We start from the raw sequence: 26,183 nt of genomic DNA on the forward strand, positions 1-26,183 counted from the left end.
CGGCGCTCTTCGAAGCGCCAGGCACAGCATGCCCGCCGTCGTGACGGATCGGAACCATCCGAGCGCGTCCGGTAACCGACGTTAGTTTGTCATTGACACGACTCGATGCCATGAAGCGACCCGCAACCAGGGTCGGGCGTTTGAAGGCTCTCCGAACCGGCGTCCACTACGTAGGGAATACACCGGCCCGGGCGTGCCCCTCGGCGAGCAGGTAGCTGCCCGTGATTCCGACGACCACGCCCGCCAGGACCGCGGTGAACTCCGTCAGCCGGGGCACCGGCCCGGTGAGGTCGGACAACGGCAGGGCGGCGAGAGCGGCCATGGTCCGCAACAACCCGTACGCCGTCATCGTGCCGGAGCCGACGAAGGCGAGCGGGACCGCGATCCCCGGTCGTAGGCGCCGACCGGTGCGGCTGGTCGCGGCCAGCGCGAGGATCCCGGCGCCGGCGCAGCAGGCCAGCAGGCCCTCCACCCCGGCGCCGAGGCGGACCAGGGCAGGCCAACCGTCGGCCCGCCAGTCGTCAGGCGTACCCAGTGCAGCCGACAACCGCAACCCGGCCACGACGGCCGCCAGCGCGGCACCCGTTACCGCCAGGACCATCGACACTCCGTGTGTGGACCTCGGCTCACCGTCGGCCGCGGACCGGTACCGGTCTCCCCAGCGGCTGCGGGCATACCCGGCGAATGCCGCCGCGAGCAGTACGCCCTGGAGAGCGAAGGACGAGTAGACCACCGTGTACGTCCAGTCCTCGACCAGGCCGTCCGTCATGCGCACCGGCTGGCCGGTGGTCAGTAGGGAGTAGACGAACCCGACCGGAACCTGCACCGCGGCGGGGGTGAGGAAGCCGGTGCCGATCCACGCCGGTACGAGCACCGACCAGGCGGGCAACCGCCGACCCCAGCGCTGCGTGAACGCCAGGGCGAGCCCGACCGCGACGACGTCCAGCGCGAGCGTGGCCAGGTTCGCCCCCTGCCACCCGTCATGCGCCGGTGACGAGTCCGGAACACCGACCATCACCCCGGCCACCCAGAGCACCTTGAGCACCAGGTACGGCAGGATCGCCGCGATCAGGCCGTATCGCAGCGCCACCATCGAGCGCGGCACGCTCCGGTCCGGCGTCCACCGCCGCTTCCCGTCCCCGCTCATCCGGCGAGCGCCGCGCGTCCGCCGGACAGCACCAGGTCGCACAGGTCGCGCAACGCGTCCCGCGCCGGGCCGTCCGGCAGCCCGGCCAGCGCCGCCCGCGTCTGGTGGGCGTACGGGCTCACCACCGCGTCGGCCGTAGCCCGTACCGCGGCGAGCGCCCCGCCAGGCCATCCGGCGAGCGCCTCGTCTCCGATGCTCCACATCTCGTTGTCGCCCTTTCGCCGGGGCGCCTGCAGCGCCCTTCGTGCGCCGGTGAATCGCCGACGTCTGCCGACCGGCGGGAGGGGCAGGTTCGCCCCGGTCCCGTCGGCCCCCGATTGGCATCGCGCCCTCGACAGTGGCGGAGAACGACGGTGAGCTGCCTCCCCAGCAGGGAGAAGCGGGTTCCCCCGCCGGGGGGAGGGCACCGGTGGCCGGCGGGGCTGAAGCTAGGCCGGTCGGCGGAGCGGACCGCTCGCGAAGGAGGTCTATCTGCCATTGGGCGGATGGCCGTCGCGGGTCGGCGCTCCGGACGCTGGATGGATGAAATGGGTGTATCGATGGATGGGTCGTTGGCCGCAGTGGTCGGGATACGCCGCGGCCGTCTGGTCGCTGGCGTACGGCCTGCTCGGGCTCTACTGGGCGACGGGCGGCGCGAACTTTCCCTTCGCACCGGTCGAGGTGACGCGGGTGTCGGGATCTGTCCTGGAGGGCAGCCGAGCCGAGGTCGTAGCGCCGATCATGGCCGTTCTGGGGTTCACGGGTGCGCTGGTCGGGGTGGCGATGGCACGGCTGGCCGGGAACTGCAGAGCGGCCAGGGCTCTGCTGGTCTTCGGATGGACGATGGCGGCCGTGTTGACGCTCGTCGTTCCCGACTACTTCCTGCTCGCTCTGGTGGCGTTCGCGCCGCTGTTTCTGGTCTTCGCGTTCACCGGGGTGCCGGGGCAGCAGGACGGACTCGGCGACATCCTGTACTGGCACCGGGCGAACCTGATCATCATCTTCGTGGGCGGGCTCCTGTGGGCAGCCGCGACCCTCGCCTATCAACGGCGCAGGCGGGCCTCCTGCGGCCACTGCGGTCGCGCCGACGGGCCGGGGGGAGGAGGCGTTTCCCACGAGCGGTTGCGCCGGTGGGGCGGCTGGGCCGTCGTGGTGTCCTGCCTCGCGCCGCTGCCGTACGAGGCCACGCGGATCGCCTGGTATCTGGGTTATCCGCTCGGCATCACCGACGACTTCCTCCGGATGATGCAGGACACGCCGGGGATGCTCGAGGTCGGACTGGGCTGCGCGGTCGCGTCGATGCTGGGTGGGGTGCTCACGCACGGTCTTGTCAGCCGGTGGGGGGAGAGGTATCCCCGCTGGATCTGGTTCCGGGCCGGCCGGCCCGTCCCGCCTGCCCTCGCTGTCGTGCCCGCCTCGATCGTGGCCGTCGTTCTCATCCCGGCCGGCTTGATGAACTTCCGGATGGAGATCAGCCGGGACACCTGGGCCCTCAACGCGCCGAGCATCCTGTGCCTCGTCTGGGGTGTGGCGCTCGGCGCCGCCACGATCGCCTACTACCTGCGCCGGCGTGGTGCCTGCCGCCGCTGCGGGCGGGGCGACGCCGCCGGCACCGACGCCCTGCGGGTCACGTCGCCGGGCGGCACGCCGGATTTCCTGTCGAAGGAAGCCCGAACGGTTCACAGGTAGAAGGGAGACGGCAGCGGTGAAGGTGGCGATCGTCGCGGTCGGCAGTCATGGTGACGTTGCTCCGTACACAGGACTGGCGCAGACGTTGCGGGACCGAGGGCACGGAGTGACGATCGCCGCCCACGAGGGCTTCGCGGGTCTGGTGTCGAGCAGCGGAGCGGCCTTCGCCGCGTTGCCCTTCGACCCCAGGGCGGCGTTGCACCCGCCACCGGGCGAACGAGCGGACGGCGCGTCCCCGGCTGCCCTGGGACGCGGCGTCCGGCTGTGGGCGAGCCGGTGGCGGCAGATGGCGGAGGCCACCGTCGCCGCCGTGGACGGCGCCGATCTCGTCCTCACCTCGACGCTCGGCTGGCTGAGCTACCACGTCGCGGAAGCCATGCGCATCCCCAGCATGGGTGTGTTCCTGCAGCCGATGGATCCGACCAGGGAGTTCGCCCCCTGTGTACTGACCAGCAGGTCATTCGGCGGCTGGGGCAATCGGGCGTTGGCGGGTGCGCTGCGCAGCGCGGGGCAGTGGCCGTTCGCCGCAGTGGTGCGCGAGTTGCGGGCCAGCCTCGGCCTGCCTGCCGAGCGCGCCGGACGGATGTTCCGGCGGATGGACGCCGAACGCTGGCCGGTGGCGTACGGCTTCAGCCGCCAGGTCGTCGCGCAGCCCGGTGACTGGCCGCCGTGGCGCAACGTCGTCGGCTACCTGTGGCCGCACCGGCCGCGGCAATGGCGGCCCCCGGCGAGACTGGTCGAGTTCCTCGATGCCGGTGCCCCACCGGTCTTCGTGGGCTTCGGCAGCATGCGGGTGGCCGATACCGCCCGGGTCGGCGAACTCGTGGTGTCGGCCCTGCGGCGCGCTCGGGTACGCGGCATCGTCGCCTCAGGCTGGGCCGGCCTGGCACCGGGAGACCAGGACGACATCTTCTGCGTGGATGAGATTCCGCACGACTGGCTGTTTCCGCGGTTGGCCGGGGTTGTCCACCACGCCGGTGCGGGCACCACCGCCGCCGGTCTGCGGGCCGGGATACCGGCGGTGACCGTGCCCGTCCTGCTCGACCAGCCGTTCTGGGCGGCGCGCGTGGCCGCGATGGGAGCCGGCCCCGCGCCGATACCGATGCGGCGCCTCACCGCCGACCGGCTCGCCGCCGCGATCGAGGCGATGGTGTCCCGGCCGGCGTACCGCGACCGGGCGCGACAGGTGTCGTCCCGCATCGGCGCCGAGGACGGGGCGGGGCGGATCGCCGACGCCGTCGAGGAGTTGCACCAGCGTGGAGCCGGTGCCGTGCGATGAACACTCGCCCTGTGTCGATGCGACCTCGGAACTGGCTCGGGTTGACCGCGACCGCGAGCGTGGTTCCGCTCGCCGTGTTCGCGGTGCGGGAGCTGGGCTACGTCGCCGGCGTACCGCTGTCCTTCGCGGTATGCGCGGCGGCGGTGGTGCTGGTCGGCTGGCCCCGCGTCCGTGGCTGGGTCGCCTGGCCGGTCGCGGCGGCGGCGGCCGGGTCGCTGGCCGCCACCGCGGCCGCTGTCGGCTCGGCCTACGTCGGGAGCGTCGCCGCCGGCCTGTTCGGGATGCTGGAGGTCGGCGCGCTGCTCATCCTGCTCGCTCTGGTGGTGCGCTGGAGCCCGGCACCCCAGGCCGCCGCGGTCGGTGCCGTCACGAGCGCGGCAGCCACCGCATGGATCCTGCGGTTCCTGCCGCCCGCCTCGTTGTTCGGCACCGTGGCCGCCTGCGCACTCTGGGCGCTCGGCCCGATCGGGGCCGCGGCCGTGGGCGGCTATCTCAGGTTCGCGGCCCTGCGGCTCGTACGGTCGGTCGACACGGCCCGGCGGGCGCAGCGTCTGGAGCTTGCGCACGACCTGCACGACTTCGTCGCCCATGACGTGACCGGCATGGTGGTCCAGGCGCAGGCCGCCCAGTACGCGGGGGCGACCGACCCGGGGCGGATGCTCGCCGCGTTGCAGCGCGTCGAGGCAGCGGGACTGCGCGCCCTGGAAGCACTGGACCAGGCGGTGGAGATGCTGCAGCTGGACGGCGACCGTAACGGCTGCGCGAGATCGGCGATCCGCCGAGGGCTGCCCGATCTGCCGGAAGTGATCGACCGGTTCCGGTCGGAGTTCGACGGGGCCGAGCTGCGGCTGGCCGCACTACCCGAGCACGTCGACGACATCCCCCCGCCGGTCACGGCAACGGCGTACCGCATTGTCGTGGAGGCACTGACCAACGTACGCCGGCACGCGCGGACCGCGGCCAGCATCGACGTCGAGGTCTCCGCCGGGCGGGACCGGTGCCTGCGAGTGTCCGTCGTGAACGGCGGCGACACCGCTGCCGGCAGCCTGCCGCGCGCTCGGTCCTCGTCGGGCCGGGGACTGGCCAGCCTGGATGAGCGGGTCCGCGCACTCGGCGGCACCTTCGTCGCCGGTCCGCACGGATGTGGCTGGGCGGTGCGGGCTGAACTGCCGGCCACGAGCCCCGGCCGGGGCGGCGATCCCGATGGCTGAGCAGAGAACCCGAATCCTGGTCGCCGACGACCAGCGGGACGTCCGCAGCGGCTTCCGCCTCGTACTGGACGCCCAGCCCGACATGGTCGTCGTCGGCGAGGCCGCCGACGGTGTCGCCGCGATCGGCCTGGCGCGGCACCTGCGCCCGGACGTGCTGCTGGTGGACGTCCGGATGCCCCGCCTGGACGGGCTCGAGGTGGCGCGGCGGCTGATGTCCGCCGGTGACGGCCCCGAGGTCCGGGTCATCGTGGTGACCACCTTCAACCTCGACGAGTACGTGACGCAGGCGCTCGCGTACGGCGTCTCTGGGTTCCTGCTCAAACGGTCGGGACCCACCCTGTTGGTGGAGTCGGTGCGCGCGGCGATGTCCGGTGACGTGCTGCTCAGCCCCGAGGTGACCGTACGGCTCCTGCGGCGTCTTAAGGCGACGCCCGCCGCGGAGCCGGGCGGCAACCGGTTGACCGAACGCGAGGTGGAGATCGCCTGCCAGATCGCCCAGGGCAAGACCAACCCGGAGATCGCCCGGGAGCTGCACCTCTCGGCCGGGACCGTCAAGACGCACGCGGCCAACATCCAGGCCAAGTTGCAGGTGCGCAACCGGGTCGGCATCGCGGCGTGGGCCTGGCAGACGGGTGTGGCCCGGTGACCCGCGGCGCACCCGGCCCGCCGGAAGGTACGCCGATCGGAAGATGGCGTACGTCAGCTCCGCGCCCGAGGATCGGGGACATGCAGACGCATCCGGACAGCCCAGTCGACCCGGCCGAACCCAACGGCGGAGGTCCGGGGGCCCACCGCCGGTCAAGGGCTCTGCGTCGGGCGGTGGCGGCGGTGCTGCGGCTGTCGGTGGCGTTCGGGGCCACCCTCGTCGGGGTCGCGGCCACGCTCGCCACCGCGGCCGTGACCACCGTTCCGGCGCTCTTCCTGGCCGCGGGCCCGCTCACCGGTGTGCTGGTGTGGTGGTGGGTCCGCCGGCTGGTCGACCGTCGCCGCGGGTCGGGGCGGCCCGGAGCGCGTCCCCTCGTCGGTGCGTCGGCGGCGATCGTGGCACTGGCCGCGGTGCTGATCCCACTGGGTGACCCGGTCCGACCGGCCCCGGCGCCACCCGGCGCCGGCGGGTGGACCATGCCCGACGGCGCGCGGCTGGCGTACGGCGTGGTGCGCGCCCGGCCCGGCAGCGCACCGCGCACACCCGTGGTGGTCCTGCACGGTGGGCCGGGTGTGCCGGACCTCGCCGGCCAGTTGGCCGCCCTGCGTCCGCTGTCCGACGACGGCCACGACGTGTGGGCCTACGCCCAGCGCGGATCGGGCGGCTCGTCACGACTGGCTGATCCCGCCGGCTACACCGTCGACCAGGCGGTAGGGGACCTGGAGCAGGTCCGCCAGCGGATCGGAGCCGATCAGGTCATCCTGGTCGGCCACTCCTACGGTGCGTTCCTGGCCGCCACCTATGCCGTCCGCTTTCGGCACCGCGTTGCCCGGCTCGTCGTGTCGTCCCCCGGCGACCTGGACCAGGACGGCCTGGGCGGCGCGCCGCAGTCGAGGCTCGACGACGCTGCGCGACGGCGGGTGTACGCCCTCCTGGCCCCGCCCAGAGCGCTGCTCGCGTACGCCCTGACCAAGGTCGACCCGGCCGCCGCGCACGCCTTCGCCGGCGACCGTGAACTCGACGCCCGTCAGGACCGCGTGTACGCCGCGCTCCAGCCGGCCATGCACTGTCCCGGCCGGGCGGCTCCGCGCCTGCACGGGCTCGGCTTCTACGCGAACCACGTACCCGAGAACATGCGGCGCTCTCCGGCGCAGCGGGCCCGCGACCTCCGGATGTCGGCGGTCCCCACGCTCGTCGTCAAGGGGCAGTGCGACTACCTGACGTGGGAATCCGCGCTGCGTTACCTGGACGTCTTCCCCAACGCGCAGCTCTGCTACCTGCTCGGTGCCGGGCACGACGTGTACGTCGACGAGCCGGCCCGCTACCAGAACGCGGTCCGCGCCTTCCTCCGTGACACGCCCGTCCCGGGGCTGCTCGCGCAGCCACGACTGGCACCCGCGACCTATCAGCGCCTGCCCCGGTGACTCCACCATCGGCCGTCACGACTTCGCCTTGCGCCGGGCGCCCTTCTCATCGGAGGGGCCGACCTTGAGCACCTTGTCGCGGCCGGTGCGCCTGTACGCACCCGTCACCGCACCCGCTGCAGGCTCGCGGTCACCGCCTTCGCGTCGAACCGGGCCGGGTCGAAGTCGGCCGGGTCGTCCAGGTCCAGCCAGTCGAGGCGGTCCCGGTGCTCCGGGTGGGTCGGGTCGGCGAGGATCTCCACCAGTTCGGCGTACCCCCACACGCCGCCGCAGTCCTCCGGCGGCCCGGCCCGGCGCCCGCCGACGCAGCGCGGGTACGCCACCGACGCCACCCGGTCCAGGACCTTCTCCACCAGGATGTCGTGCTCCCAGCCGTCGCCGAAGTCGTAGGTGTACCGCAGCTTGTCCCCGGCGGCGGGTGCGACCTGTTCCAGGGTGACCCGCGACCCGGCGCGGTGGCCGAGCTCCGGGTCGGCGCGGCGGGCGAAGGCGCCGTACGGGGTCTCGAAGGCGTGCAGGTGGCTGTCGGTCCAGCCGAAGGCGACCTGGATCAGGTCGTGCAGCCGGACGAGGCTGACGTCGGCGGGCACCTCGAGCCGCCGCCAGATCGGCGGGCGGGCACCCCGCAGGCCCACCTTGAGCTGATAGATCGGCGCGGGCCCGTCGGACTTCTTCCGCTTCGCTGGCGGCCCGGCGGCCCGGCGCGGGGCCGGTACGGCCCGTCCGCTCGGGGTCGTGGCCAGCAGGCCGAGCAGGCCGAACAGTCGGGCGGCGTCGGACTCGTCGTGCCGGTGGCCGCGCCGATCGCGCCGGGTGGCCGGAAGCGCTCGCAGCCAACTGCGCAGGAGCAGGGCCAGCGCGGCGTAGCCGGGGCCGTCCTCCTCCTCGAGAATGTCGTCCAGTGCCTCGTCGTCGCGGTCATGGTCGGCGCGGGCGTCCAGCGCGTCCTCCACGGCACGGCGGAAGTCCGCCGGCGGCATCGGCTCGGTCACGACGTCGACACCGTCGGCGCGCAGGTTCGCCAGCAGGGTCGCCCGGGCCCGGTCCCATCCGTCCGGGTCCCCCAGGACGATGTCGTGGGCAGCCCCGCACTCGACGTCCTCGATCGGGACGAACACCGCGTACGTCCGGCCCGCCCGCTCGAACCGGGCCATCAGCACGATCACCGCTCCGTCGTCGGCATGGACGAAGCGGTGGCACTCCTGGGCGGCGACCGGCACGTCCAGCTCGGTGAGCCAGGGCGGCGCGTCGACACCGGCGTCAGCGAGCCGGCGCGCCGCCGCCGCGGCGGCCCGACCCGTCTCGCCGTCGGCCACCGAGGCGATCCCCGACAGCATGGCCCGTGCCGACGGGGTGGCCTGCGCCTCGACGGACGGCACGAACTGTTCCCGCACCGCCGCGTCGAAGTCGGGACCCATGGCGGACACGACCGCCAGCACCATCGCGGCGGCGATCTCCACCTCGACCGGGTCCTGCACGGCGCCGACGTCGATCGCCTCCGGCAGCAGGGCACCGACGTCGCCGGGCGGGGCGTCGGCGCAGTAGGGGCAGTCGCACTCCGATGGCTCGCCGACCACGACGAGCGGCGCGCCGCCGCGAACCGATCGCCTCTTGCCGTTGCGCCGCCGGTTCCGGCTCACTGGGCTCATGCCGGGTCAGTTTGCCGCAACGCTCAGCCGGCCGGGTCTGCGGCACGCCGGCCGAGCCGCACCCACCCCGGACCGGCAAGGACGACCGATTGCGGCCTGGCGCGTCTCCGGTGGGCCGATAGGGCGACTCGACCCACTCGGACCAGGATGTTGACGGTGCGGACACCCCCGTCGGGATGATCGTTCGCTTCAGTCCGGCCCATCGTGCGGGCCCACCATCCGGATGTTGCTTCCCGATGAGAGGCAGCTCACAATTCGGACGCTATAGCAGCCCCGAGCCCATGCCGGCCGACCCCCGACTGAGCGGCCCCTCGGGAACCCCCATCGCCTGGAAGGACTTTTCATGAGGCGTACAAGAAGAGCGGGCCGTTGGCTGGCCCTGCTCGCACTACCGCTGGCCCTCGCCTTCAGCGCACCCGGCCTCGCGGTGCCGCCCGACGACGCGGTGCCCCCCACCCGGTCGTCCAGCGGTGAACAGAACGGCGTCGGCTTGATGCGGATCGTAGTCGCCGACAAGTCGGGCATCGACCGGCTCAACGAGCTCGGCGTCGACCTCGCCGAGTACGTCAAGCCGGTCGACAACGGCATCGAGGTGCACGCGATCCTCAGCCCGGAGGAGAGTCAGGCGCTGCGGGACCAGGGCTTCGACGTCCAGGACGCCATCTCCGACCAGAGCGACTACGCGGAGAACGTGGCCGAGCGGTCCGCCACCATGCGGGCCCTGGCGGCGGTGGCGGCCAGCACCGACACCCTGACAGTTCTGCGCTCCGAGTGGTTCTCCAGCCTCGACAACCAGCTCTTCCTGAACATCGAGGTGAAGTCCAGCGCCGGCACCGACTCGACGACGGTGCTGACGGCGAGCTGGGACAGCGGACCGGGTACGGAGATCGGCTCCGGTGGCACCGCCACCATGTCCCGGTTCACCGACGCCGGCCAGTACATGTACCACCGGTTCAGCAACCCGGTGGCGATCGACGCGGCGCCGTCGAAGGCCACCATCACCAGCAGCAAGGGCGGCTCGGTGACGGTCGATGTGGCGAAGTGGCTGGGCAGCCCGCGCAAGGTCACCGGCGAGCACCCGTACGTGTCGGACTTCGTCGACCACTACATGGACCCGACCGAGATCACCGCACGCTTCACCGGGCTGGCCGCGGAGTTCCCGAAGCTCACCCAGCTGATCGACATGCCGTACCAGACGAACGGCTACCGGCGGCAGGCGCAGGCGCAGTTCGGCACCGCCTCGGCGAGCATCGTCTACGTCTCCTCCAAGGCGTACGGCTCGGCGGGCGGCAACGACCTGACCGTGTCGCTGGTCAACCCGGGCGCGGCCAACGCACCGCTGACCGTCGGCGTGGCCGGCACGAACGTCACGGTGAGCCTGGCCACCAACGGCGCGGGCACGATCACCACTACCGCGGCCCAGGTGGTTGCCGCGGTCAACGGCAACGCCGACGCCGCGAAGCTGCTCACGGCCAGCACCTACCGGGGCAATGCCGGCGCCGGCGTGGTGGCGGCGGCCGGGGTCACCCGGCTGACCGACAACCTGAAGGCACCGGCCAGCGTGTCCCGCGATCCGTTCCAGATGAAGGTGCTGCGCATCGGCAAGCACCGGGACGGTTCGAAGGTCGGCGTCTTCCTCTACTGCCAGGAGCACGCCCGGGAGTGGGTGACCCCGCTGGTCTGCGTGGAGTCGGCCGAGCGGCTGCTGCGCAACTACGCCAAGGACCCGAACACCCGCAAGATCGTCGATGACCTGGACATCTTCATCCTGCCGGTGGTCAACCCGGACGGCGCGCACTACAGCATGTACGACTACAACATGCAGCGCCGGAACATGACCAACTACTGCCCGGCGTCCTCGGCCGACCCGGCGAACCGCAACGCCTGGGGCGTGGACATCAACCGGAACTTCTCGGTCGGCTCCGTCTTCGACGGCTACAACGGTGCCTCGGCGACGAGCTGCACCAGCGACACGTACGCCGGCCCGAGCGAGTTGTCCGAGCCGGAGGCGCGCAACGAGGTCTGGCTGGTCGACACCTTCCCGAACATCAAGCTCTCGATGAACACCCACTCCTACGGCGGCTACTTCATGTGGCCGCCGGGGGCGTACAAGACCGCCGGGCGTGAGGTGCTGCCGCGGGTGGACCAGGGCACCGAGGCGTACTTCTGGACCTCCTCGGACTACATCCTCTCCCGGGTGCAGGAGTACCGCGGCACGGCGATCTGGCCGGGCCGCACCGGACCGGTGACCGACGTGCTCTACTCGGCGGCCGGCAACAGCGCCGACGAGCACTGGTACAACCGGGGCATCATCGGCTGGGACTTCGAGGTCGGCGCGGACATCTACAACCCGACGACCAAGCGGTTCACCGCGGTCGGCTTCCAGCCACCGTTCGCCGAGGGGCACGAGGAGGCGATGGAGTTCGCCAACGGCAACATCGCCATCCTCGAGGTGGCCCGGGCGTACGCCACCGACAAGATCCAGCCGACGAGCACGGTGCAGATCGTGAAGCAGGAGCCGGGCGCCACCACCTTCACCTTCAGCACCAGCGAGCCGGCGAACGTCTACTACACGACCGACGGCAGCCGGCCGACCTACGACTCCCCGAAGCTGGCCCTGGCCGGGATGCGCGAGGGCAACCAGACCATCACGGTCAACGGCAGCACCACCGTGAACTGGTTCTCAATCGACATCGCCGGCAACGTGGAGAGCAACTACAAGCCGGACGGCAACGGCAAGAACTACAACAAGCAGAAGATAACCGTCCAGTAGCCACCGTCCGATCGCATCTAGGTGGCCGCCGACCCGCAGGTCGGCGGCCACCGTCGGCCCTCGCGGCATCTTTTCGCCGCGCCGATGACGGTACCCACGATCCAGCCGAGCCCGTCCGGCCTCACCGCCGCCCGCCCCGCCGCAATCCGCTCCAGCGTGGCGGCCGTACCCAACTCGGGCCGCATTGTCGGGACCGGTGTGTGGGCTTCCCCCTGAGATGTGGACACCCTGAGACTGGATGTTGGTCCAGAGGAAGGGGTGTCCCCGTTGGGGCGTCCATCGAAGTACACGGAAGAGTTCCGGCGTGACGCGGTTGACCTGGTTCGTTCGTCGCAGCGGCCGATCAATCAGGTGGCCCGTGAGCTGGGGATGAGTCACGAGACGCTGCGGAACTGGGTCCGCGCCGCGGAACGCCGGACCGGGGCGGCGGCGACCGCCTCGGGTGGGGACGGGTTGTCGGTGGCGGATAAGGACGCCGAGATCGCCCGCCTGCGGCGTGAAGTGGCGGAGTTGCGGCAGGAGAAGGAGATCCTGCGCAAGGCAGCCGCCTATTTCGCGAAGGAGATGGATCGGTGACCAGCCGCTTCCGGTTCATCTCCACCCACCGCGCCACCTTCGGCGTCAAGCGGCTGTGCCGGGTCCTGGCGGTGTCCCGCTCCGGGTTCTACCGGTGGGCCGCCAGCGAGCCGACCCGCCAGGAACGCACTGCCGCCGAGGATGCTCTCGCCGAGCAGATCAAGGCCATCCACGCCGACTCCGGCGGCGCCTACGGGTCGCCGCGGGTGACCGTCGAGCTGCGTGCTCGGGGTGTGCGGGTCAACCGCAAGCGGGTGGAGCGGGTCATGCGGCAGCGCGACGTGGTGGGCCGGCACCTGCGCCGCCGCAAACGCACCACCATCCCGGATCCGGCCGCCCCGCCAGCGCCGGACCTGATCGGCCGGGACTTCACCGCCGACGCTCCAGATCAGCGGTGGTGTGGTGACATCACCTACCTGCGCGTCGGGACCGGCTGGCTGTATCTGGCCACGGTCATCGACATCGCCACGCGCCGGCTGATCGGTTGGTCGATCAACACCCACATACGCACCGCCCTGGTCATCGATGCCCTCAACGCGGCGGTCGCCGCCCGCGGCGGCCGAGCCGACGGCGTGATCTTCCACAGCGACCGCGGAAGTACGGCAGTAGCGACTTCGCCGACGCCTGCCGACGGCACGGCATCCGCCGCTCGATGGGGCGCATCGGCTCGTCGTACGACAACGCCCTGGCCGAGGCGTTCTTCGCCACCCTGAAGCGTGAACTCGACGTCGACCACCGACGGTGGGCCACCGAGGCCGACGCCCGCCGCGACGTCTTCCGCTGGATCGCCTTCTACAACCACCGGCGCCGTCACTCCGCACTCGGCTACCTCAGCCCCGCCGACTACGAACAGGCCATCACACCGACTACGCTGCACCAGATCGCGGCATAACCCGGTGTCCACCTCCCGGGGGGAACCTCAGTGATGCGTCGCCTCAGCCGACTGGCTCGTTTGCACCGAAGCCAACCTGCTCGATCACCATGGCACAGCCACGAGCGAAGCTGCAGCCGCAGCAGCGGGTCCGCAGCTGGCGGCCGTCTGTTACGCACATCGCCCCCGGGGGGAGACACCCCACACAGGGTGTGTCGGGATCCGGCACCGGCCAGCGGCAGCGGCCCTGACCTGGGTTGTCAGTGGCGTCGGGGGGTCGGTTCGGGGGTCGGTGTCAAGGCGCACGGTGCAACGGACACCCACACCGACCCCCACACGGCCACCCACACCTACCCGGCGACGCCGGTGCGAGACGACGAGTGACGGGCGACGGTGCCACCGTCGACGGAACAGGTCGGGATAGCTGGGCTGGGGCGGCATGCTCGTTGCTCCTTCGAGGACCGGGACGCAGGCGCAGAGGCGACACGGGCCCCGGCGGTGGCGCCGTGATGGGCCGGCCGGTGTGTGCTGCCAGGTCGGGGTCAGGCTCTGTCAGACCGGAGGCCACCTGACAGGCCTGCCTGACAGAAACCGTTTCTGACAGACGACGCGGGCCGTGGTGCTCTCACGCCGCCTCCTGATGGGTCAGAGCCGCAGGGGTGGCCTCGGCGCGCAGGAGGCGCAAGAGTGCTGAGGCGGTGGCGTTGGACAGCTGGTGCCCGTCCGCGCGTAGGTGGTGGGCGAGGGCCTTGCGGGACAGCGGCAGCCCTTGCTCGGCGAGGGTGCGGGCGGCGGCCCGGCCCGTCGGGACCAGCGCGCTGATGTCCGGGCCGCGGTCCCGGACCGGGCGGCCGGTGCCGCGTCGGTCCCGGACCGTCGGGTCCTGGCCCCCGGTGGCGGGGACCGCGGTGGTCCGGTCCCGGACCGCGCCGGTGCGGGCAGAGACCGGCTTGCGACCGTCCGGGACCGCAGGGCGCCGCGCAAGCACCCAGTGGGTGGCCGGGACCGCGGTCTTCTTCTTGGGGACCGGCTTGCGAGCGGCCGGGACCGCGGCGGCCCGTACCGACCGCGCTCGCCGAGAGGTCCTCCTGCGTAGTGTCATCCGCCGCTACACGTAGCGCGTGGACCACCTCTACTGGAACTTCGGCACATGCGCTTACGGAGGCATGTCGAGGTAGACCGGAATGCGGGAGGGCAACCAGACCCTCACGGTCAACGGCACCACCACCGTGAACTGGTTCTCGGTCGACATCGCCGGCAACGTGGAGAGCAACTACAAGCCGGACGGCAACAGCAAGAACTACAACAAGCAGAAAGTGACAGTCCAATAGCTATCGTCCGGTAGCACCCCGGCCGTCACGGTGGCTACGTCCCACGTGGACCGGGATGCCCAACGTCCCGGGTTGCCTCCTCGCGGAGCTTCCCGGCCGCGACGCGCATCGCATTCAGGAGGGGATCGATGACCTCGCCCGACTCGGTCAACAGGGCGAGCAGCAGGTGACTCGTGCCGGTCCAACGCGACCCCGTGCCGTACCGTTCGGCCCGGTCAAGCGCGGCCGTGGTGGACGGGCTCCGTGCGGGATCGTCGATCGCTGCCCGGAGGCCGGGAGCGCCCCCGCCGTGTGCCGCCGAAAGGGCCAACTGCCGCCGCAGCGACGGACCGTCGATCCCCCGGCGCGTCAACAGCTCCCCCGCCCTGTTGGCGGGGACCAAGTCCGACCGGAGCCGCTCACCCGCGATGCCGAGCTGTTCGTGCACGGCGGTGATGCCGACGAGCAGGTGCTCCGGGCCGATTTCGGGCGCACCCAGCCGGACAGCCGCCCGCAGCGCCTCCTGCTCGACCACCCTCAGCACCGGCCCCTCCGGCCGTGGTCGCGCCACGCGCAGGAGTCCCCCCGCAATCCTGGCCGGCAGCGGATACCTGCTGTCCAGAACACCCAGGAGCTTCAAGGTCTTCACCAGGTCGTCGATCGGCTCACCGGCCTCGCGGACGCTCACTCCGACGGGCATCCGCGCCATCACCCGCTCGGCATCCAGGTTGACCGCGTCGAGCAGCCGGCGAGACCGGTGCCCGGGATCGGCGAGGAGCCCCGGCACCAGGTGCATCGCGTGGGCGTCGGTGACCCCGACCGATCCGGCGTCCGCCAGCGCCGAGCGGGTGACCTCCCAGACCGCCGCGCTCCAGGCCGGTGGTGGGGTCGCGCTGGAACGCAGGCGCGGTTCCCGGGCCCGCCAGCCCGCCTCACGGAGGATCGCGCTCGCCTCCCGCTCGGAATCGGTGGCGGCCGGCACAGCGGCGACCGGCTCGTCGTCGCCCAGCCAGCCCTGGCCGACGCGATCGGTGATCAGGGCGGCGAGCGGGGCGAACTGCTCCTTCAGCGACGGTAGGCGCCGGCCCAGTTCCAGCAGGAGATGATCGGTGCAGACCACCGCCTGCCCGGCCAGCCAGGCCCTGCGGTACGTCGTGGCGAGAGTCCACATCATCGCCGAGCCCGCCGTCGTCGGGCACCGGTGCGGGTGTGTGGTCATCGGCCCTCGCGCCAACTTCTCGCCGCGCCGATGATGGTACCCACGATCCGCCCGAGCCCGTCCGGCCTCACCGCGGCACCGCCGCCCGCCCCGCCGCGATCCGGTCCAGCGCGGCGGGTGTGCCCAGCTCGGGCCGCAGGTCAGGATGGGCGTGATAGAAGGCCAGCGCGTGGTAGACGGTCACCTCGCCCGCGTCACCGGAGCGGACAGCGAAGAGCACGCCGACCGCCATGCCAAGGACGAGCAGGGTCAGGAAGATCATCGCGGCGATGAAGGCTACGGACATCTGCCGCCCCGTCCAGCCCGACGGCACCGGCAGCGCCGCAGCGCCACCGGTCCCGCCGGCCGAACCGTGGTTACTCCGCATCCATCGGCCTCTCTCACGCCCCGGCCTGAGTCAACACGACCGGACCTGGGCCGACAACGCGGCGGGAGATCAGTCGCCGAGCGCCCGCCAGAACGCCACGTTGTGTCCCCGGGCGAAGTCGGTACGCCCGACGCCCTCATCCCCGGGTGAAAGCCGTTGCACGTGACCGGACCGGGGGTCGAACCGAGGCCAGGACGGCTGTTCGGCCCGGTCGGGGTCGCCGTGCCGGGCGAACGCCGCCCAGTACCCGACCATCACGTCGGACAGCCGTTCCTGCCCGGTGGAGAACGGTCGCACGTAGTCGACGGCGAACAGGTACGGCAACTCGGCGGTGTGGTAGGCCCCGACCGGGAAGCTCACCGGTGCCGCCTGGGTGAAGAACGGCGCGTTCCGGTCGGCGAACTCGTACATGTAGGTGGGCACGTACCGGCTGAAGGCGCGAGCGGTGTCCAGGATCGGTCGTGCGTACTGGGCGTCGGTCATGGCGGCGGAGAGCGCCTCGGCCGGGGTGTCGTACCTAGCCAGCGGGTAGCGGGCGAGGACGCGTGGCGCGCGGTCGCCGAAGGTGGCCTGGATCTGCTCCCGGTACTGCCCCGGGGTGAGGGGGCAGGGCATCTCCGCGCCGGGCGCGCAGAGCATGCCGGTGCGCTCCATCCCCCACACCTGGGCGCGGTACTCGTCCCGGGTGGCGCCGATGAGCACCGGCACCCGGTGGAACCGGCCGACGGCCACCGCCCCGGCCGGGTCGACCGGCAGCACGCTGCCGTCTGGCACCGGGCCGGACTCCCAGCCGGACTGGCCGGGATATCCGGCGGCCTCGACGAGTTGCTGCGGCGAGCGGCTCCGCAGGCAGGCCGCGACCGCCTCCCGGTCACAACCGACGGCTTTCACCAGGACGTCCGCGCCGGCCCTCGCGGCCGCCCGGGTGGGCAGCGGCGTACTGCACGAGTTGCTCTGCAGGATCGCCCGGTGGAACAGGCGGGCGGAGCCGGGCGCGGTGAGGTGGGCGCAGACGCTGGTGGCGCCGGCGGACTGCCCGGCCAGGGTGACGTTGCGCGGTTCGCCGCCGAAGGCGGCCACGTTCTCGCGTACCCAGCGCAGCGCGGCCTGCTGGTCCTCCAGCCCGAAGTTGCCGGATCCGCCCACCTCGGAGTGGGTGAGGAAGCCGAGCGCGCCCAGCCGGTAGTTCACCGTCACCACGACGACGTTCCCCTCGGCGGCCATGGTGCGCCCGCCCCAGGTGTCGCCCTGGCCGAGGAAGAAGTGCCCGCCGTGCAGCCAGACCACCACCGGCAGCGGTTTCCCGTCGGGGCGGGCCGCCGGGGTGGTGACATTCAGGTACAGGCAGTCCTCGGCGGTACTGGGCCGGTCCATCGGCATGCCCTCCGGTTGGGCGCATCCCGGCGCGGGCCGGGTGGCGTCCCGGGTGCCCTGCCACGCCGCCGCGGGACGGGGCGACCGCCAGCGCAGCGCACCCACGGGCGGGGCCGCGTACGGGATGCCCAGGAACGAGCGGTGGTCGGCCGCCACTGTTCCGCGCACCGGCCCCTGGGTGGTGTTGACCAGCTCCGGCCCGCGCTCCGGTCGGGTCGTTCCGGCCACCGCCGCTCCGACGGGAGCCAGCGCCGCGACGGCGAGGGCCGTCAGGGCCAGCCATCGCTTCTTCGACGTGTTCACCTTGTGCCTCCGGTCTTTGTGAACGCGGTACGCTCCATCCGCGGTAGCCTCCGATCCCGCGCCGAAGGCCCGCAACAACGCACTAGTGCGCGGACAAGGCAGCAGCGGAGAGAGCGGAGGTGCACTAGTGCGGTCGGAGGATGGGACGGAGCCGGCGTCCGCGCGGATCGCCGGGGAACTGCACCGACGGATCGCCGTCGGCGAGTTGACGCCCGGCGATCGGCTGCCCTCGACGCGCCAGCTCGTACGCGAATGGGGTGTGGCCATGGCCACCGCCAGCAAGGCACTCGCCGCGCTGCGGCACGAGGGGCTGATCGAGACCCGGCCTGGTGTCGGCACGGTCGTCGCCGCCCGGCGGGTGCGCCGCCCGGGCAACCCGCGATCCGCGGCGCTTCCGCACCGGGGCGACACCGACGCCTTCCGGGACCGGATCGTACGGACGGCCACCGCGATCGCCGACGCCGACGGGCTGGCCGCCACCACGATGCGCCGGATCGCCACCGAACTCGACGTGGCGACCATGGCCCTCTACCGGCATGTACGCGGCAAGGACCACCTGGTCACGCTGATGGCGGACGCGGCGTTCGCCGAGCACCCCCTGCCCGTCCACTCGACCGCGAACTGGCGGGTCAGGCTGGAGTTGCTGTGCCGCACCCACTGGGCGATGTACCGGCGGCATCCGTGGCTGGCACACGTGGTGTCGTTCACCCGGCCGCTGCTGACGCCGCACGCGATGGCCCACACCGAGTGGGCCATGGGCGCGGTCGCGGACCGGGGGCTGGATTCCACCACGCTCATCCACGTGGCCGCTACCGTCGCCAACTTCGTCCGCGGCACCGCGGTGAGTCTGGAGCGGGAGGCAGAGGCCGAACAGGACACCGGCCTGACCGACGACGAGTGGCTCCGCGAGCAGCACGGCATCCTCGCGGCCGCGCTGCGGGCCGGGTCGTTCCCGATCCTGGCCGGCATCTCCGCCCGTGACGACGTGAACCTTACGCTCGACACGCTGTTCGAGTTCGGCCTGCAACGGATGCTCGACGGACTCTCGGCGCTCTGCGACGCCCGCTGATCTTCCACGGGTCGCGGGCGGGCCACCCGACCGGGAATGCCCCGATCGAATGGCCCGCACCGCCTGGGCGCCGTGGCTCAGGCCAGCCGTCGGACCAGTTCCGGCAGGTCGGGCAACACCTGTCGGACGGCCGCCGCGAGGGCGTCGAGCTGGCTCGCCATCGCCTCCGGCCCGGATTCCCGGGTCACCCGTCGCAACCGGGCGGCAAGCTCCGCCCCGTCCGGACTCCGCTCGACCGCCTGGACGAGATGCCACCGGACCTTGCGGCCCTTCTCGTCCACGTTGTACCCGCCGGGTCGGCCGCCACCGGTCGGGCTACCGACCAGAGCGAAGGCGGCGGCCTCGACCCAGTCCAACTCGACTTCCACGAAGACGTCCGGCAGGAGATAGGCCAGAACGGTCCGGTCGCCGTCGCTCTCCCGGTTGAGAGCGGCACCGGAACACTCCACGAGGAAGCCGAACTCCGTCTCGGCGTACCGCTCGACCCTGTCCCGCTGGGTGGTTTCAGAAGTCAAGACCGGGAACACCTCCGTCCAGCTTCCCGAACCACTCGAAGACCGCCATCAGTACGACCCAGCCGCTAGTCGAACCGTACGCGCTGGCCGCCGTGCGGGTCGTCGCCCAGGGTGGGCGCGCGTCCACCACCGCGGACCGCCTCGACCGTAGGAGGCAACGGGCCGGTCGCCGGGCTCCCGAATCGGTGGGCCCGGCGACGGCTGCGGCCTCAGCCGCGGTACGACTCCAGGAAGTAGTCCAGCGCGATTCGATACTGCTCCCGGTGCCGCTCGATCCGCTCGACGTCGACCAGCATTGGGTCCACTTCTCCGCGGCTGTCGCGGGCCGCGTCGAGGATCGCATCGATGTCCTCTGCGGCGGCTTGCATCCCGCTGAGCGCGTCGAGCACGTCCCGATCGCTCATTGGGACTCCCCCTCCAGCCGACGGGTCCGATACTCCTGCCACGCCAGGTTTTCCTCGTGTCGCAGGGCGGTCAGCGCCGCCCGGTCCACCCCGGCGCCCAGCCGTTGCTCCAACGGCGCGAAGACCTCTTCGAGCTTGGCCCGGGTGAGCAGCCACGCCCGCAGCGCCTCAGCGGCCGGGGTGTCCCCCAGCACCGGGTGCCGGTCCCTGGGCGCTCCGGCTAGGGACGGCTCCCCGCCGAACTGCCTGCGCAGCCACCCTCGGACACTTCCCGTCATTGCTCCTCCGTCCTGGCGGCCGGCCCTCGCCGTCTGCCTCACTTGAGCCCCCGACTGATGATGTCGATCCCGGTCACCAGCGGATTGTTCTTCAGGGCCGGCAGCTCCGTCTTCCAGAACACCGCGTCGCGCCAGTATCCCCGCGTGAACGCGGTCACCTGGCCGGACGCCTGGGCCGCGTACCGCTCGGAGACCGTGTTCCACACCTTGCCGACCTGGTCCTTGGAGAGCCTGCTGCCGAGGTTCTTGCCGTCCAGTCACTTGCCTCCCGGAGTCATCTCCAGGGTGGTACGGCCAGTCTTCCTGGCGAATGCCTCGGCGGCGTCCCGGGAACCCGGACCGGACCAGAAGACGGACTTTCCGGGCTTGGACGATACGTCGATCAGTTCGGCAGCCGCCCGGTAGTAGCCATACGTCGCCTTGTTGGCCACACATGCCGAACCGCGGATCTGACATCCGGGACTCCCAGCTGTGCGGGTGGGCAGGGCATGAGCGACCACGACACAAACTGGGACGGCGACCGGGCCGGCCCGGTCACCGTGCGGAGTTCCCCCGTGAAGTGGCGGAACGCCCCAGCTAGGCGACGTTCCACATCGGAGTCTTGGAGATCCCTGAGAGCCGGTCAACGGCAGCCGCACCACATGCAAGTTCCGGTAAACATCATCCAATCGCCTTATTTAGATCGGCCGATGGGTGGATCGGGTGATCAGATCGGGACACGTGCCCGTCCGGCAGGGGCAGCTCGTCGGCGTACTGGTCGACCACCGCCCAGACCCGCTCGTCGCCCCAGTAGCCGGAGTGCCGGCCCGGCGCCGGCGGGTCCTGGCCGTAGACGTACCAGCAGCTCGGCGGGTCGGTCAGCTCCTGGTCGATCCCCGGGGCATCGGGGAGGACCGGTCCGCCGATGTAGTCGGTCGGGTACCAGAAGTTGCGCCACCGCCAGGTCCGCGGCCGGCCCGCACCCAGCGCGTCCGGCCCGAAGTAGGCGGGGAACGCCCAGCCGTACAGCGTGGTCACCGGGCTGCCGAAGGTGACCAGCGCGACCCGGTCCGTGGGCCGGCCGTCGCGGTGCGGGCGGCCCGACTCCTGCAGCAGCGCGGCCACCGCCAGCACGCTGCCCTGGCTGTGCGCGACGACCACCGCGCCGCCGGCGTTGTCGTGCAGCCGCCACAGCCGGCGCTGCACGTCCGGCACGGCCCGCTCGGCGTACGACGGCGGGGCGAGCGGGTGGTAGGCGCGCGGCCAGAAGGTGGCCACGTCCCAGAGGACACCGAGGTGGCGGCGGCTGGCCAGGCCGCGCCAGCCCTGCCGCATGAGCAGCAGCACGACCAGCGGCGCGGCGGTGGCCAGCCAGGTGGACGCGGTCAGCGCCCAGCGCGGCGCCCAGGGCAGCTGGTGCCGGGCCCAGACGGTCACCAGCACGTACCCACCGACCAGCAACGCGGTCGCGGCCATCAGGGTCAGCGGCCGGTCCGCGTCGTGCGGCATCGCCGCCAGCCGGCGGGCTCGGACGATCCGGGCGGTCCAGCCGCCGCGCAGCGCCCGGGGCGGGGACGCGGCCGGGTCCAGCGCGCTGGCGTCCCACGGGCCCGCCTCCCCCGCCGTCGGCGGCGGCACCGGGGCGTACGCGTCGTGGACGCCCCGCCGGCGCGCGGGTGTCGCGGCGAGTGCCAGCGTGACCGCCTCGACCAGCGCGAAGCCCAGCAGGATCGCGATCGGCAGCAGGGTCAGGTATGGGGTGAGCGCGTAGACGATGCCGTAGACGAAGAGCCGGTCTGCGCCGCCGGCCCCGGCGCCCGGGTTGGGTACCCGGCCGAGCAGGTCGGCCACCCGGATCATCGTGCCGATGCCGACCGCGTTGAGGATGACCGTGGCCAGGGTGGTCACCACGAACGGGCCGGCGATCCGGAACCGGCCGCGGCGGTGCCCGTTCACCGCGAACGACAGCAGCACCGACAGCGTGGCGCCGAGGCAGAACCCGTAGGCCCAGTTGATCCCGCCGCGCATGCCGGGTAGCGGCCCGGCCGGTGTCGGGCCGTACGCGGGTTGGGTCAGCGCCAGCACCACGGCGCCGGCCAACGCGAGGCCGCCCAGCGCGACCACCGTGTGGGCGGCCGGCGCGGGCACCCGGGACCGGGCGGCCAGCACCACGGCGGCCGACGCGGCCAGCGCCGCGACGACGGTCACCGCCGTGGCCAGGCCGGGCCGGGTCGCCCCGGGCAGCGACCGTACGGTGTGCCCGGCGAGCCAGCCGACGAAGGCCAGCCCGACGCCCAGGTGCACCGACGCGAGGGCGGCGACGCTGCGGCCACCGTTCCAGAAGTCCGGGTCGGCCAGCCCGGCCCCTGGGCGGGCCGGCGTGACGTCGCACGGCGGCCGGCCGGTCCGGCGGTCCTGCGGCGGCGAGACCTGCTCGTAGCGGGCCAGCGAGCGCCCGCTGAGCGCCTTCAGCCCGAGCGCCACCAGCAGCGGCAGCGCCGCCCCGACCAGCACCCGGTGGGCCGGGTGCGCGGCGAACACCGGGGCGTCCAGCCAGCGCAGCCACCACCGGTCCCGGCAGTCGGGCCGGCCGCCGCACTGGTAGGCGACCACGTCCATCGAGGTCATCGCCACCAGCAACAGCAGGTTGACGGTGAGCCCGAGGGCCGCCCAGCGCACCACCGCCCGGTGCACCAGGAACCGCCACGGCCGCCGCCAGGCCGCCGGCATGCACATCCAGCCGGCCACGTTGACCAGCGCGAACGGCAGCAGCAGCAACCACAGCACCCGGCTCGCGCTGCGCGAGGTCAACCCACCCCAGGAGTACGCCTCGACGTGCCGGCCCCGGCTGTCGGCGGTGCGGTAGAAGCCGGCCACCCGGTCGCCGGAGACGAGTTGCGGCGCGTCGTCGGCGAGGAGGCTCTCCGGGGTGGTGCCCCCGACGCCGTGCAGCCGCAGTTCGGTCACCCCGGACAGCGGGGCGGCCGGCGGCACCAGTCCGGCCGGCCGGGGCACCGGGCGCGCGTCGTTCCTCTGCAGTGGCATGTCGACCTCACCCACCACTACTCTCCGTGAACCGCGACGCTACTCGGTGGCACCGGCATCGACCAGCGCCTTTGGGGCTTTTTGGCGGTAGGCGAGCATCCCGCCCTGGTGGCAGATTGTTCATCATGGCTTCCACGCGGGGTGTGCGCGGGACACCACGCAGGGCCATCGGCCGCCTACGATGCCGCCATGTTCTCCTCGACGACCCCTCCCGCCGACGGGTGGATCCCACCGCGGCGGCCGGAGTGCTCCTGCCCGGAACACGTGGACGACCTGACCGACCTGCTGCTGCCGGTGGACGGGACCGGCGCGCCGCCGGTGCGGCTCACCGACCTGATCCACGGGCGGGAGGTGGGGGTGCGGCCGGCCGCCCCCGGCGACCGCTGGTTGGAGTCGTACGACGAGTCGGACGCGGGGCCGGACCGGCTCGGCCCGTTCCACTGGGGGCTGTGGGTCGGCGACGAGGCCCGCGGCTGCTACTCCGACGAGGCGCCCTGGTCGCTGGACCAGTCGCTGCTGGAGCGGCCCGGCGTCGAGCACGTCGAGTGGATGGACCGGGAGGAGTTCCTGGTCGGCGCTCCGACGATGTGCGCCGACGGGGTGCTGGCCGCGGCGGCCCGCGCGCTGGCCGACCCCCGGGTCCGGCACCTGCCGGGCTGAGCCGCGCCGGCCGCCGGCGCGGGTTGCGCGGTCGCCCGGGTCACGCCGCCAAGGCGGCGTAGCGGCCGGCGCGGGCGATCAGCGACTCGTGGCTGCCGGCCTCGACGATCCGCCCGTGGTCGAGCACCGCGATCTGGTCGGCGTGCCGGACGGTGGAGAGCCGGTGCGCGATGGTGATCACGGTGCGCCCGTCGGCGAGGGCGTCGAAGGCCCGCTGGACGGCCCGTTCGGTCTCGGTGTCCAGCGCGCTGGTCGCCTCGTCGAGGATCAGCACCCGGGGGTTGCGCAGCAGCGTACGGGCGATGGCGAGGCGCTGCTGTTCGCCGCCGGAGAATCGGTGTCCGCGCGAGCCGACCATGGTGTCGTAGCCGTCGGGCAGCCCGGCGATGAGGTCGTGGATCTGGGCGGCCCGGGCGGCCGCCATGATCTCGGCGTCGGTGGCGTCGGGTCTGGCGTACCGGAGGTTTTCCCGCACGGTGGCGTGCAGCAGGTAGCTCTCCTGGCTGACCACGCCGACCACGGCGGCCAGGTCGGCCAGCCGCAGGTCGCGCAGGTCGATCCCGTCGACGGTGATCCGGCCGGCGCTCGGGTCGTACAGCCGGGTGAGCAGGGCGGCGAGGGTGCTCTTGCCCGAGCCGGTCTCGCCGACCAGCGCCAGGCTGCCGCCGGCCGGCACGTCGAGGCTCACCCCGGCGACGGCGGCGGTGTCGCTGCCCGGGTAGGTGAAGGTCACGTCCGTCAGGCGGACGTGCCCGCGCAGGGCCCGCGGTTCGACGGTCACCGGGCGCGGCGGGTCGTCGACCTCGACGGGCAGGTCGAGGTATTCGAAGACGCGGGCGAAGAGCGCCAGCGAGGCGGTCAGCGAGACACCGACGTTGAGCAGGCCGGTCAGCGGCCGGAACAGGGCGCCCTGCAGGGCGGTGAAGGCGACCAGGGTGCCGATGCTCAGCGTGCCGGCGGTGCCCGGCAGGCCGGCGCTGAGATAGATGACCGCGGGAATGGTCGCGAAGACGATGCTCATCGAGGCCATTCGCCAGCGTCCGGCCAGTTCGGAGCGGAGTTCCAGGTCGACCAGGCGGGCCGACGAGGCGGTGAACCGGTCGACCAGCGCGGGGCCGGCGCCGAGGGTGCGGCTGAGTTGGATCCCGCTGACCGACAGGCCCTCCTCCACGGTGACGTTGAGGTCGGCGAGCTCCCGCTGGCGCTGCGCGGTGATCGTCCGGCGCAGCCGGGCGACCCGGCGGGTCAACCAGATCGCCGGGGGCAGCACCACGAGGGAGACCAGGGAGAGCCGCCAGGACAGCGCGGCCATCGCCACCGCCGTGGCGATCACCGTGGTCAGGTTGGACGCGATGGCGGTGGCGGTGGAGGTGACCACCGACTGCATTCCGCCGATGTCGTTGGTGATCCGGGACTGCACCTCGCCGGTGCGGGTGCGGGTGAAGAACGCGACGGACTGGCGTTGCAGGTGGGCGAAGACGTCGGTGCGCAGCCGGTGCATGACCTCCTGGCCGACCCGGGTGGAGATCCAGGTCTGCGCGACGCCCAGGACGGCGGTGACGGCGGCGACGACGATCATGCCGGCGACCAGCCGGCTCAGCAGGGTCAGGTCGCGCTCGGGCAGCGCCCGGTCGATGACCGCACGCAGCAGGAACGGTGCGGCCATGGCGATCACCGAGGAGGCCACGATGATCGCGGTGACGGCGGCGATCCGCCCGCGGTGGTCGGTGAAGAGCCGCGCCACGCGGCGCAGCGAGACGTCGCGCGCCTGGGCCTTCTCGACGGCGGTGACGGCGACCGGGCCGCCGCCCCGGCGGCCTTGCGAGGTGTACGGGGAGTGGGTTTCCAACGAGTGCCTCTTCCTGTCGACCGATGGTGAGGTTACCTCACCATGAGGTGACAACATGAAGAGCTGATACGGTATTCCCGTGACCGCAGCGCCACCGCCCGACGAGCCGGAACCCCTGGCCGAGCTCTTCTGGGAGGTCGCCCGCGGGCTGCGGCAGCGGTCCCGGGAAGCGCTCGAACCGTGGCAGATCACCCCGGCGCAGGGCCGGGCGTTGCAGGTGCTGATGCGGCACGGGGCCATCCGGCTGGGCGGGCTCGCCGAGCACCTGCGCATCGCCCCGCGCTCCGCCACCGAGGTCGTCGACCAACTGGAGCAGCGCGGGCTGGTCGAGCGCCGACCGGACCCGCAGGACCGGCGCGCCACCCTGGTCGCCCCGACCCCGGAGGGCACCCGGGTGGGCGGGGCGGTGCGCGACGCCCGCACCGCCGCGGCGCAGCGCCTCTTCGGCGAGCTCAGCGCCGCCGACCGCGCCGACCTGGCCCGCGTCCTGCGTACCCTGGCGGGCGACCCGCGCGACGCCGCCACCGGGCCGGCGGGCGGCGCCCCACCCCGCCGCTGAACATCCGC

Annotated in this window: 23 protein-coding genes and 1 pseudogene; 11 read left to right on the forward strand and 13 right to left on the reverse strand. The window is 72.6% G+C overall.

What is annotated here, in order from left to right:
* Nucleotides 1-166: 166 nt before the first annotated feature.
* Complete coding sequence (locus AB0H57_RS14305; RefSeq protein ID WP_357506302.1) at nt 167-1,147, reverse strand: hypothetical protein; 981 nt, start codon at nt 1,145-1,147, stop codon at nt 167-169.
* On the reverse strand, nt 1,144-1,350 hold the full coding sequence (locus AB0H57_RS14310) for a hypothetical protein (protein WP_357506304.1): 207 nt from the start codon (nt 1,348-1,350) through the stop codon (nt 1,144-1,146). The genes AB0H57_RS14305 and AB0H57_RS14310 overlap by 4 nt, the downstream gene beginning before the upstream one ends.
* 619 nt (nt 1,351-1,969) lie before the next feature.
* Here AB0H57_RS14310 and AB0H57_RS14315 point away from each other — a divergent pair.
* From AB0H57_RS14315 to AB0H57_RS14335, 5 genes are all read left to right on the forward strand, one after another.
* On the forward strand, nt 1,970-2,815 hold the full coding sequence (locus AB0H57_RS14315) for a hypothetical protein (protein WP_357506306.1): 846 nt from the start codon (nt 1,970-1,972) through the stop codon (nt 2,813-2,815).
* 22 nt (nt 2,816-2,837) lie between these two features.
* On the forward strand, nt 2,838-4,094 hold the full coding sequence (locus AB0H57_RS14320) for a glycosyltransferase (protein WP_357506446.1): 1,257 nt from the start codon (nt 2,838-2,840) through the stop codon (nt 4,092-4,094).
* Nucleotides 4,095-4,111: 17 nt separating this feature from the next.
* Nucleotides 4,112-5,305: a histidine kinase gene (locus tag AB0H57_RS14325; protein WP_357506448.1), complete on the forward strand. Its 1,194-nt coding sequence runs from the start codon at nt 4,112-4,114 to the stop codon at nt 5,303-5,305.
* Nucleotides 5,298-5,951, forward strand: coding sequence for a response regulator transcription factor (locus tag AB0H57_RS14330; protein ID WP_357506308.1), 654 nt, complete (start codon nt 5,298-5,300; stop codon nt 5,949-5,951). The genes AB0H57_RS14325 and AB0H57_RS14330 overlap by 8 nt, the downstream gene beginning before the upstream one ends.
* 80 nt (nt 5,952-6,031) lie before the next feature.
* Nucleotides 6,032-7,375 carry an alpha/beta hydrolase gene (locus AB0H57_RS14335; RefSeq protein ID WP_357506310.1) on the forward strand — a complete coding sequence of 448 codons (1,344 nt, stop codon included), beginning with the start codon at nt 6,032-6,034 and terminating at the stop codon, nt 7,373-7,375.
* A gap of 104 nt (nt 7,376-7,479) precedes the next feature.
* On the opposite strand, the gene AB0H57_RS14340 is transcribed toward AB0H57_RS14335, so the two are convergent.
* Entirely contained in the window at nt 7,480-9,024 is a 1,545-nt protein-coding gene (locus AB0H57_RS14340) for a plasmid pRiA4b ORF-3 family protein (RefSeq protein WP_357506312.1), read from the reverse strand.
* A 343-nt stretch (nt 9,025-9,367) separates the two neighbouring features.
* On the opposite strand from AB0H57_RS14340, the gene AB0H57_RS14345 reads away from it, so the two are divergent.
* Nucleotides 9,368-11,797: a M14 family zinc carboxypeptidase gene (locus tag AB0H57_RS14345; RefSeq protein WP_357506314.1), complete on the forward strand. Its 2,430-nt coding sequence runs from the start codon at nt 9,368-9,370 to the stop codon at nt 11,795-11,797.
* A 267-nt stretch (nt 11,798-12,064) separates the two neighbouring features.
* A pseudogene (locus tag AB0H57_RS14350) lies at nt 12,065-13,265 on the forward strand (IS3 family transposase).
* 604 nt (nt 13,266-13,869) lie between these two features.
* On the opposite strand, the gene AB0H57_RS14355 reads toward AB0H57_RS14350, so the two are convergent.
* Nucleotides 13,870-14,346, reverse strand: coding sequence for a hypothetical protein (locus AB0H57_RS14355; RefSeq protein ID WP_357506316.1), 477 nt, complete (start codon nt 14,344-14,346; stop codon nt 13,870-13,872).
* A gap of 82 nt (nt 14,347-14,428) precedes the next feature.
* On the opposite strand from AB0H57_RS14355, the gene AB0H57_RS14360 reads away from it, so the two are divergent.
* Nucleotides 14,429-14,575 carry a hypothetical protein gene (locus tag AB0H57_RS14360; protein ID WP_357506318.1) on the forward strand — a complete coding sequence of 49 codons (147 nt, stop codon included), beginning with the start codon at nt 14,429-14,431 and terminating at the stop codon, nt 14,573-14,575.
* A 34-nt stretch (nt 14,576-14,609) separates the two neighbouring features.
* On the opposite strand, the gene AB0H57_RS14365 is transcribed toward AB0H57_RS14360, so the two are convergent.
* From AB0H57_RS14365 to AB0H57_RS14375, 3 genes are all read right to left on the reverse strand, one after another.
* Complete coding sequence (locus AB0H57_RS14365; protein ID WP_357506320.1) at nt 14,610-15,773, reverse strand: Clp protease N-terminal domain-containing protein; 1,164 nt, start codon at nt 15,771-15,773, stop codon at nt 14,610-14,612.
* A 67-nt stretch (nt 15,774-15,840) separates the two neighbouring features.
* Nucleotides 15,841-16,059: a hypothetical protein gene (locus tag AB0H57_RS14370; protein WP_357506322.1), complete on the reverse strand. Its 219-nt coding sequence runs from the start codon at nt 16,057-16,059 to the stop codon at nt 15,841-15,843.
* A gap of 150 nt (nt 16,060-16,209) precedes the next feature.
* Nucleotides 16,210-17,817 (reverse strand): carboxylesterase/lipase family protein, encoded by a 1,608-nt coding sequence (locus AB0H57_RS14375; RefSeq protein ID WP_357506324.1) that lies wholly within the window; start codon nt 17,815-17,817, stop codon nt 16,210-16,212.
* 127 nt (nt 17,818-17,944) lie between these two features.
* Between AB0H57_RS14375 and AB0H57_RS14380 the strand changes: the two genes are divergently transcribed.
* Nucleotides 17,945-18,886 carry a TetR/AcrR family transcriptional regulator C-terminal domain-containing protein gene (locus AB0H57_RS14380; protein ID WP_357506326.1) on the forward strand — a complete coding sequence of 314 codons (942 nt, stop codon included), beginning with the start codon at nt 17,945-17,947 and terminating at the stop codon, nt 18,884-18,886.
* Between the two features lie 77 nt (nt 18,887-18,963).
* On the opposite strand, the gene AB0H57_RS14385 is transcribed toward AB0H57_RS14380, so the two are convergent.
* From AB0H57_RS14385 to AB0H57_RS14405, 5 genes are all read right to left on the reverse strand, one after another.
* A complete protein-coding gene (locus AB0H57_RS14385; RefSeq protein WP_357506329.1) occupies nt 18,964-19,401 on the reverse strand; it encodes a hypothetical protein in 438 nt (145 codons plus the stop codon).
* 209 nt (nt 19,402-19,610) lie between these two features.
* Nucleotides 19,611-19,805: a hypothetical protein gene (locus tag AB0H57_RS14390; RefSeq protein ID WP_357506331.1), complete on the reverse strand. Its 195-nt coding sequence runs from the start codon at nt 19,803-19,805 to the stop codon at nt 19,611-19,613.
* The gene (locus AB0H57_RS14395) at nt 19,802-20,083 is read right to left on the reverse strand and encodes a hypothetical protein (RefSeq protein ID WP_357506333.1); all 282 of its coding nucleotides are present in this window, start codon (nt 20,081-20,083) and stop codon (nt 19,802-19,804) included. Before AB0H57_RS14395 ends, AB0H57_RS14390 begins: the two co-directional genes overlap by 4 nt.
* A gap of 38 nt (nt 20,084-20,121) precedes the next feature.
* Nucleotides 20,122-20,289, reverse strand: coding sequence for a hypothetical protein (locus AB0H57_RS14400; RefSeq protein ID WP_357506335.1), 168 nt, complete (start codon nt 20,287-20,289; stop codon nt 20,122-20,124).
* Between the two features lie 454 nt (nt 20,290-20,743).
* Complete coding sequence (locus AB0H57_RS14405; protein ID WP_357506337.1) at nt 20,744-23,107, reverse strand: hypothetical protein; 2,364 nt, start codon at nt 23,105-23,107, stop codon at nt 20,744-20,746.
* Between the two features lie 189 nt (nt 23,108-23,296).
* Between AB0H57_RS14405 and AB0H57_RS14410 the strand changes: the two genes are divergently transcribed.
* A complete protein-coding gene (locus AB0H57_RS14410; protein ID WP_357506339.1) occupies nt 23,297-23,767 on the forward strand; it encodes a hypothetical protein in 471 nt (156 codons plus the stop codon).
* A gap of 40 nt (nt 23,768-23,807) precedes the next feature.
* Here the strand turns inward: AB0H57_RS14410 and AB0H57_RS14415 are convergent, their stop codons facing one another.
* Complete coding sequence (locus tag AB0H57_RS14415) at nt 23,808-25,616, reverse strand: ABC transporter ATP-binding protein (RefSeq protein WP_357506341.1); 1,809 nt, start codon at nt 25,614-25,616, stop codon at nt 23,808-23,810.
* 79 nt (nt 25,617-25,695) lie between these two features.
* Between AB0H57_RS14415 and AB0H57_RS14420 the strand changes: the two genes are divergently transcribed.
* Nucleotides 25,696-26,175, forward strand: a complete 480-nt coding sequence (locus AB0H57_RS14420) for a MarR family transcriptional regulator (protein WP_357506343.1) — start codon at nt 25,696-25,698, stop codon at nt 26,173-26,175.
* Nucleotides 26,176-26,183: the final 8 nt, after the last annotated feature.

The sequence above is a fragment of the Micromonospora sp. NPDC050686 genome (assembly GCF_040654475.1).
Classification (GTDB): Bacteria; Actinomycetota; Actinomycetes; order Mycobacteriales; family Micromonosporaceae; genus Micromonospora.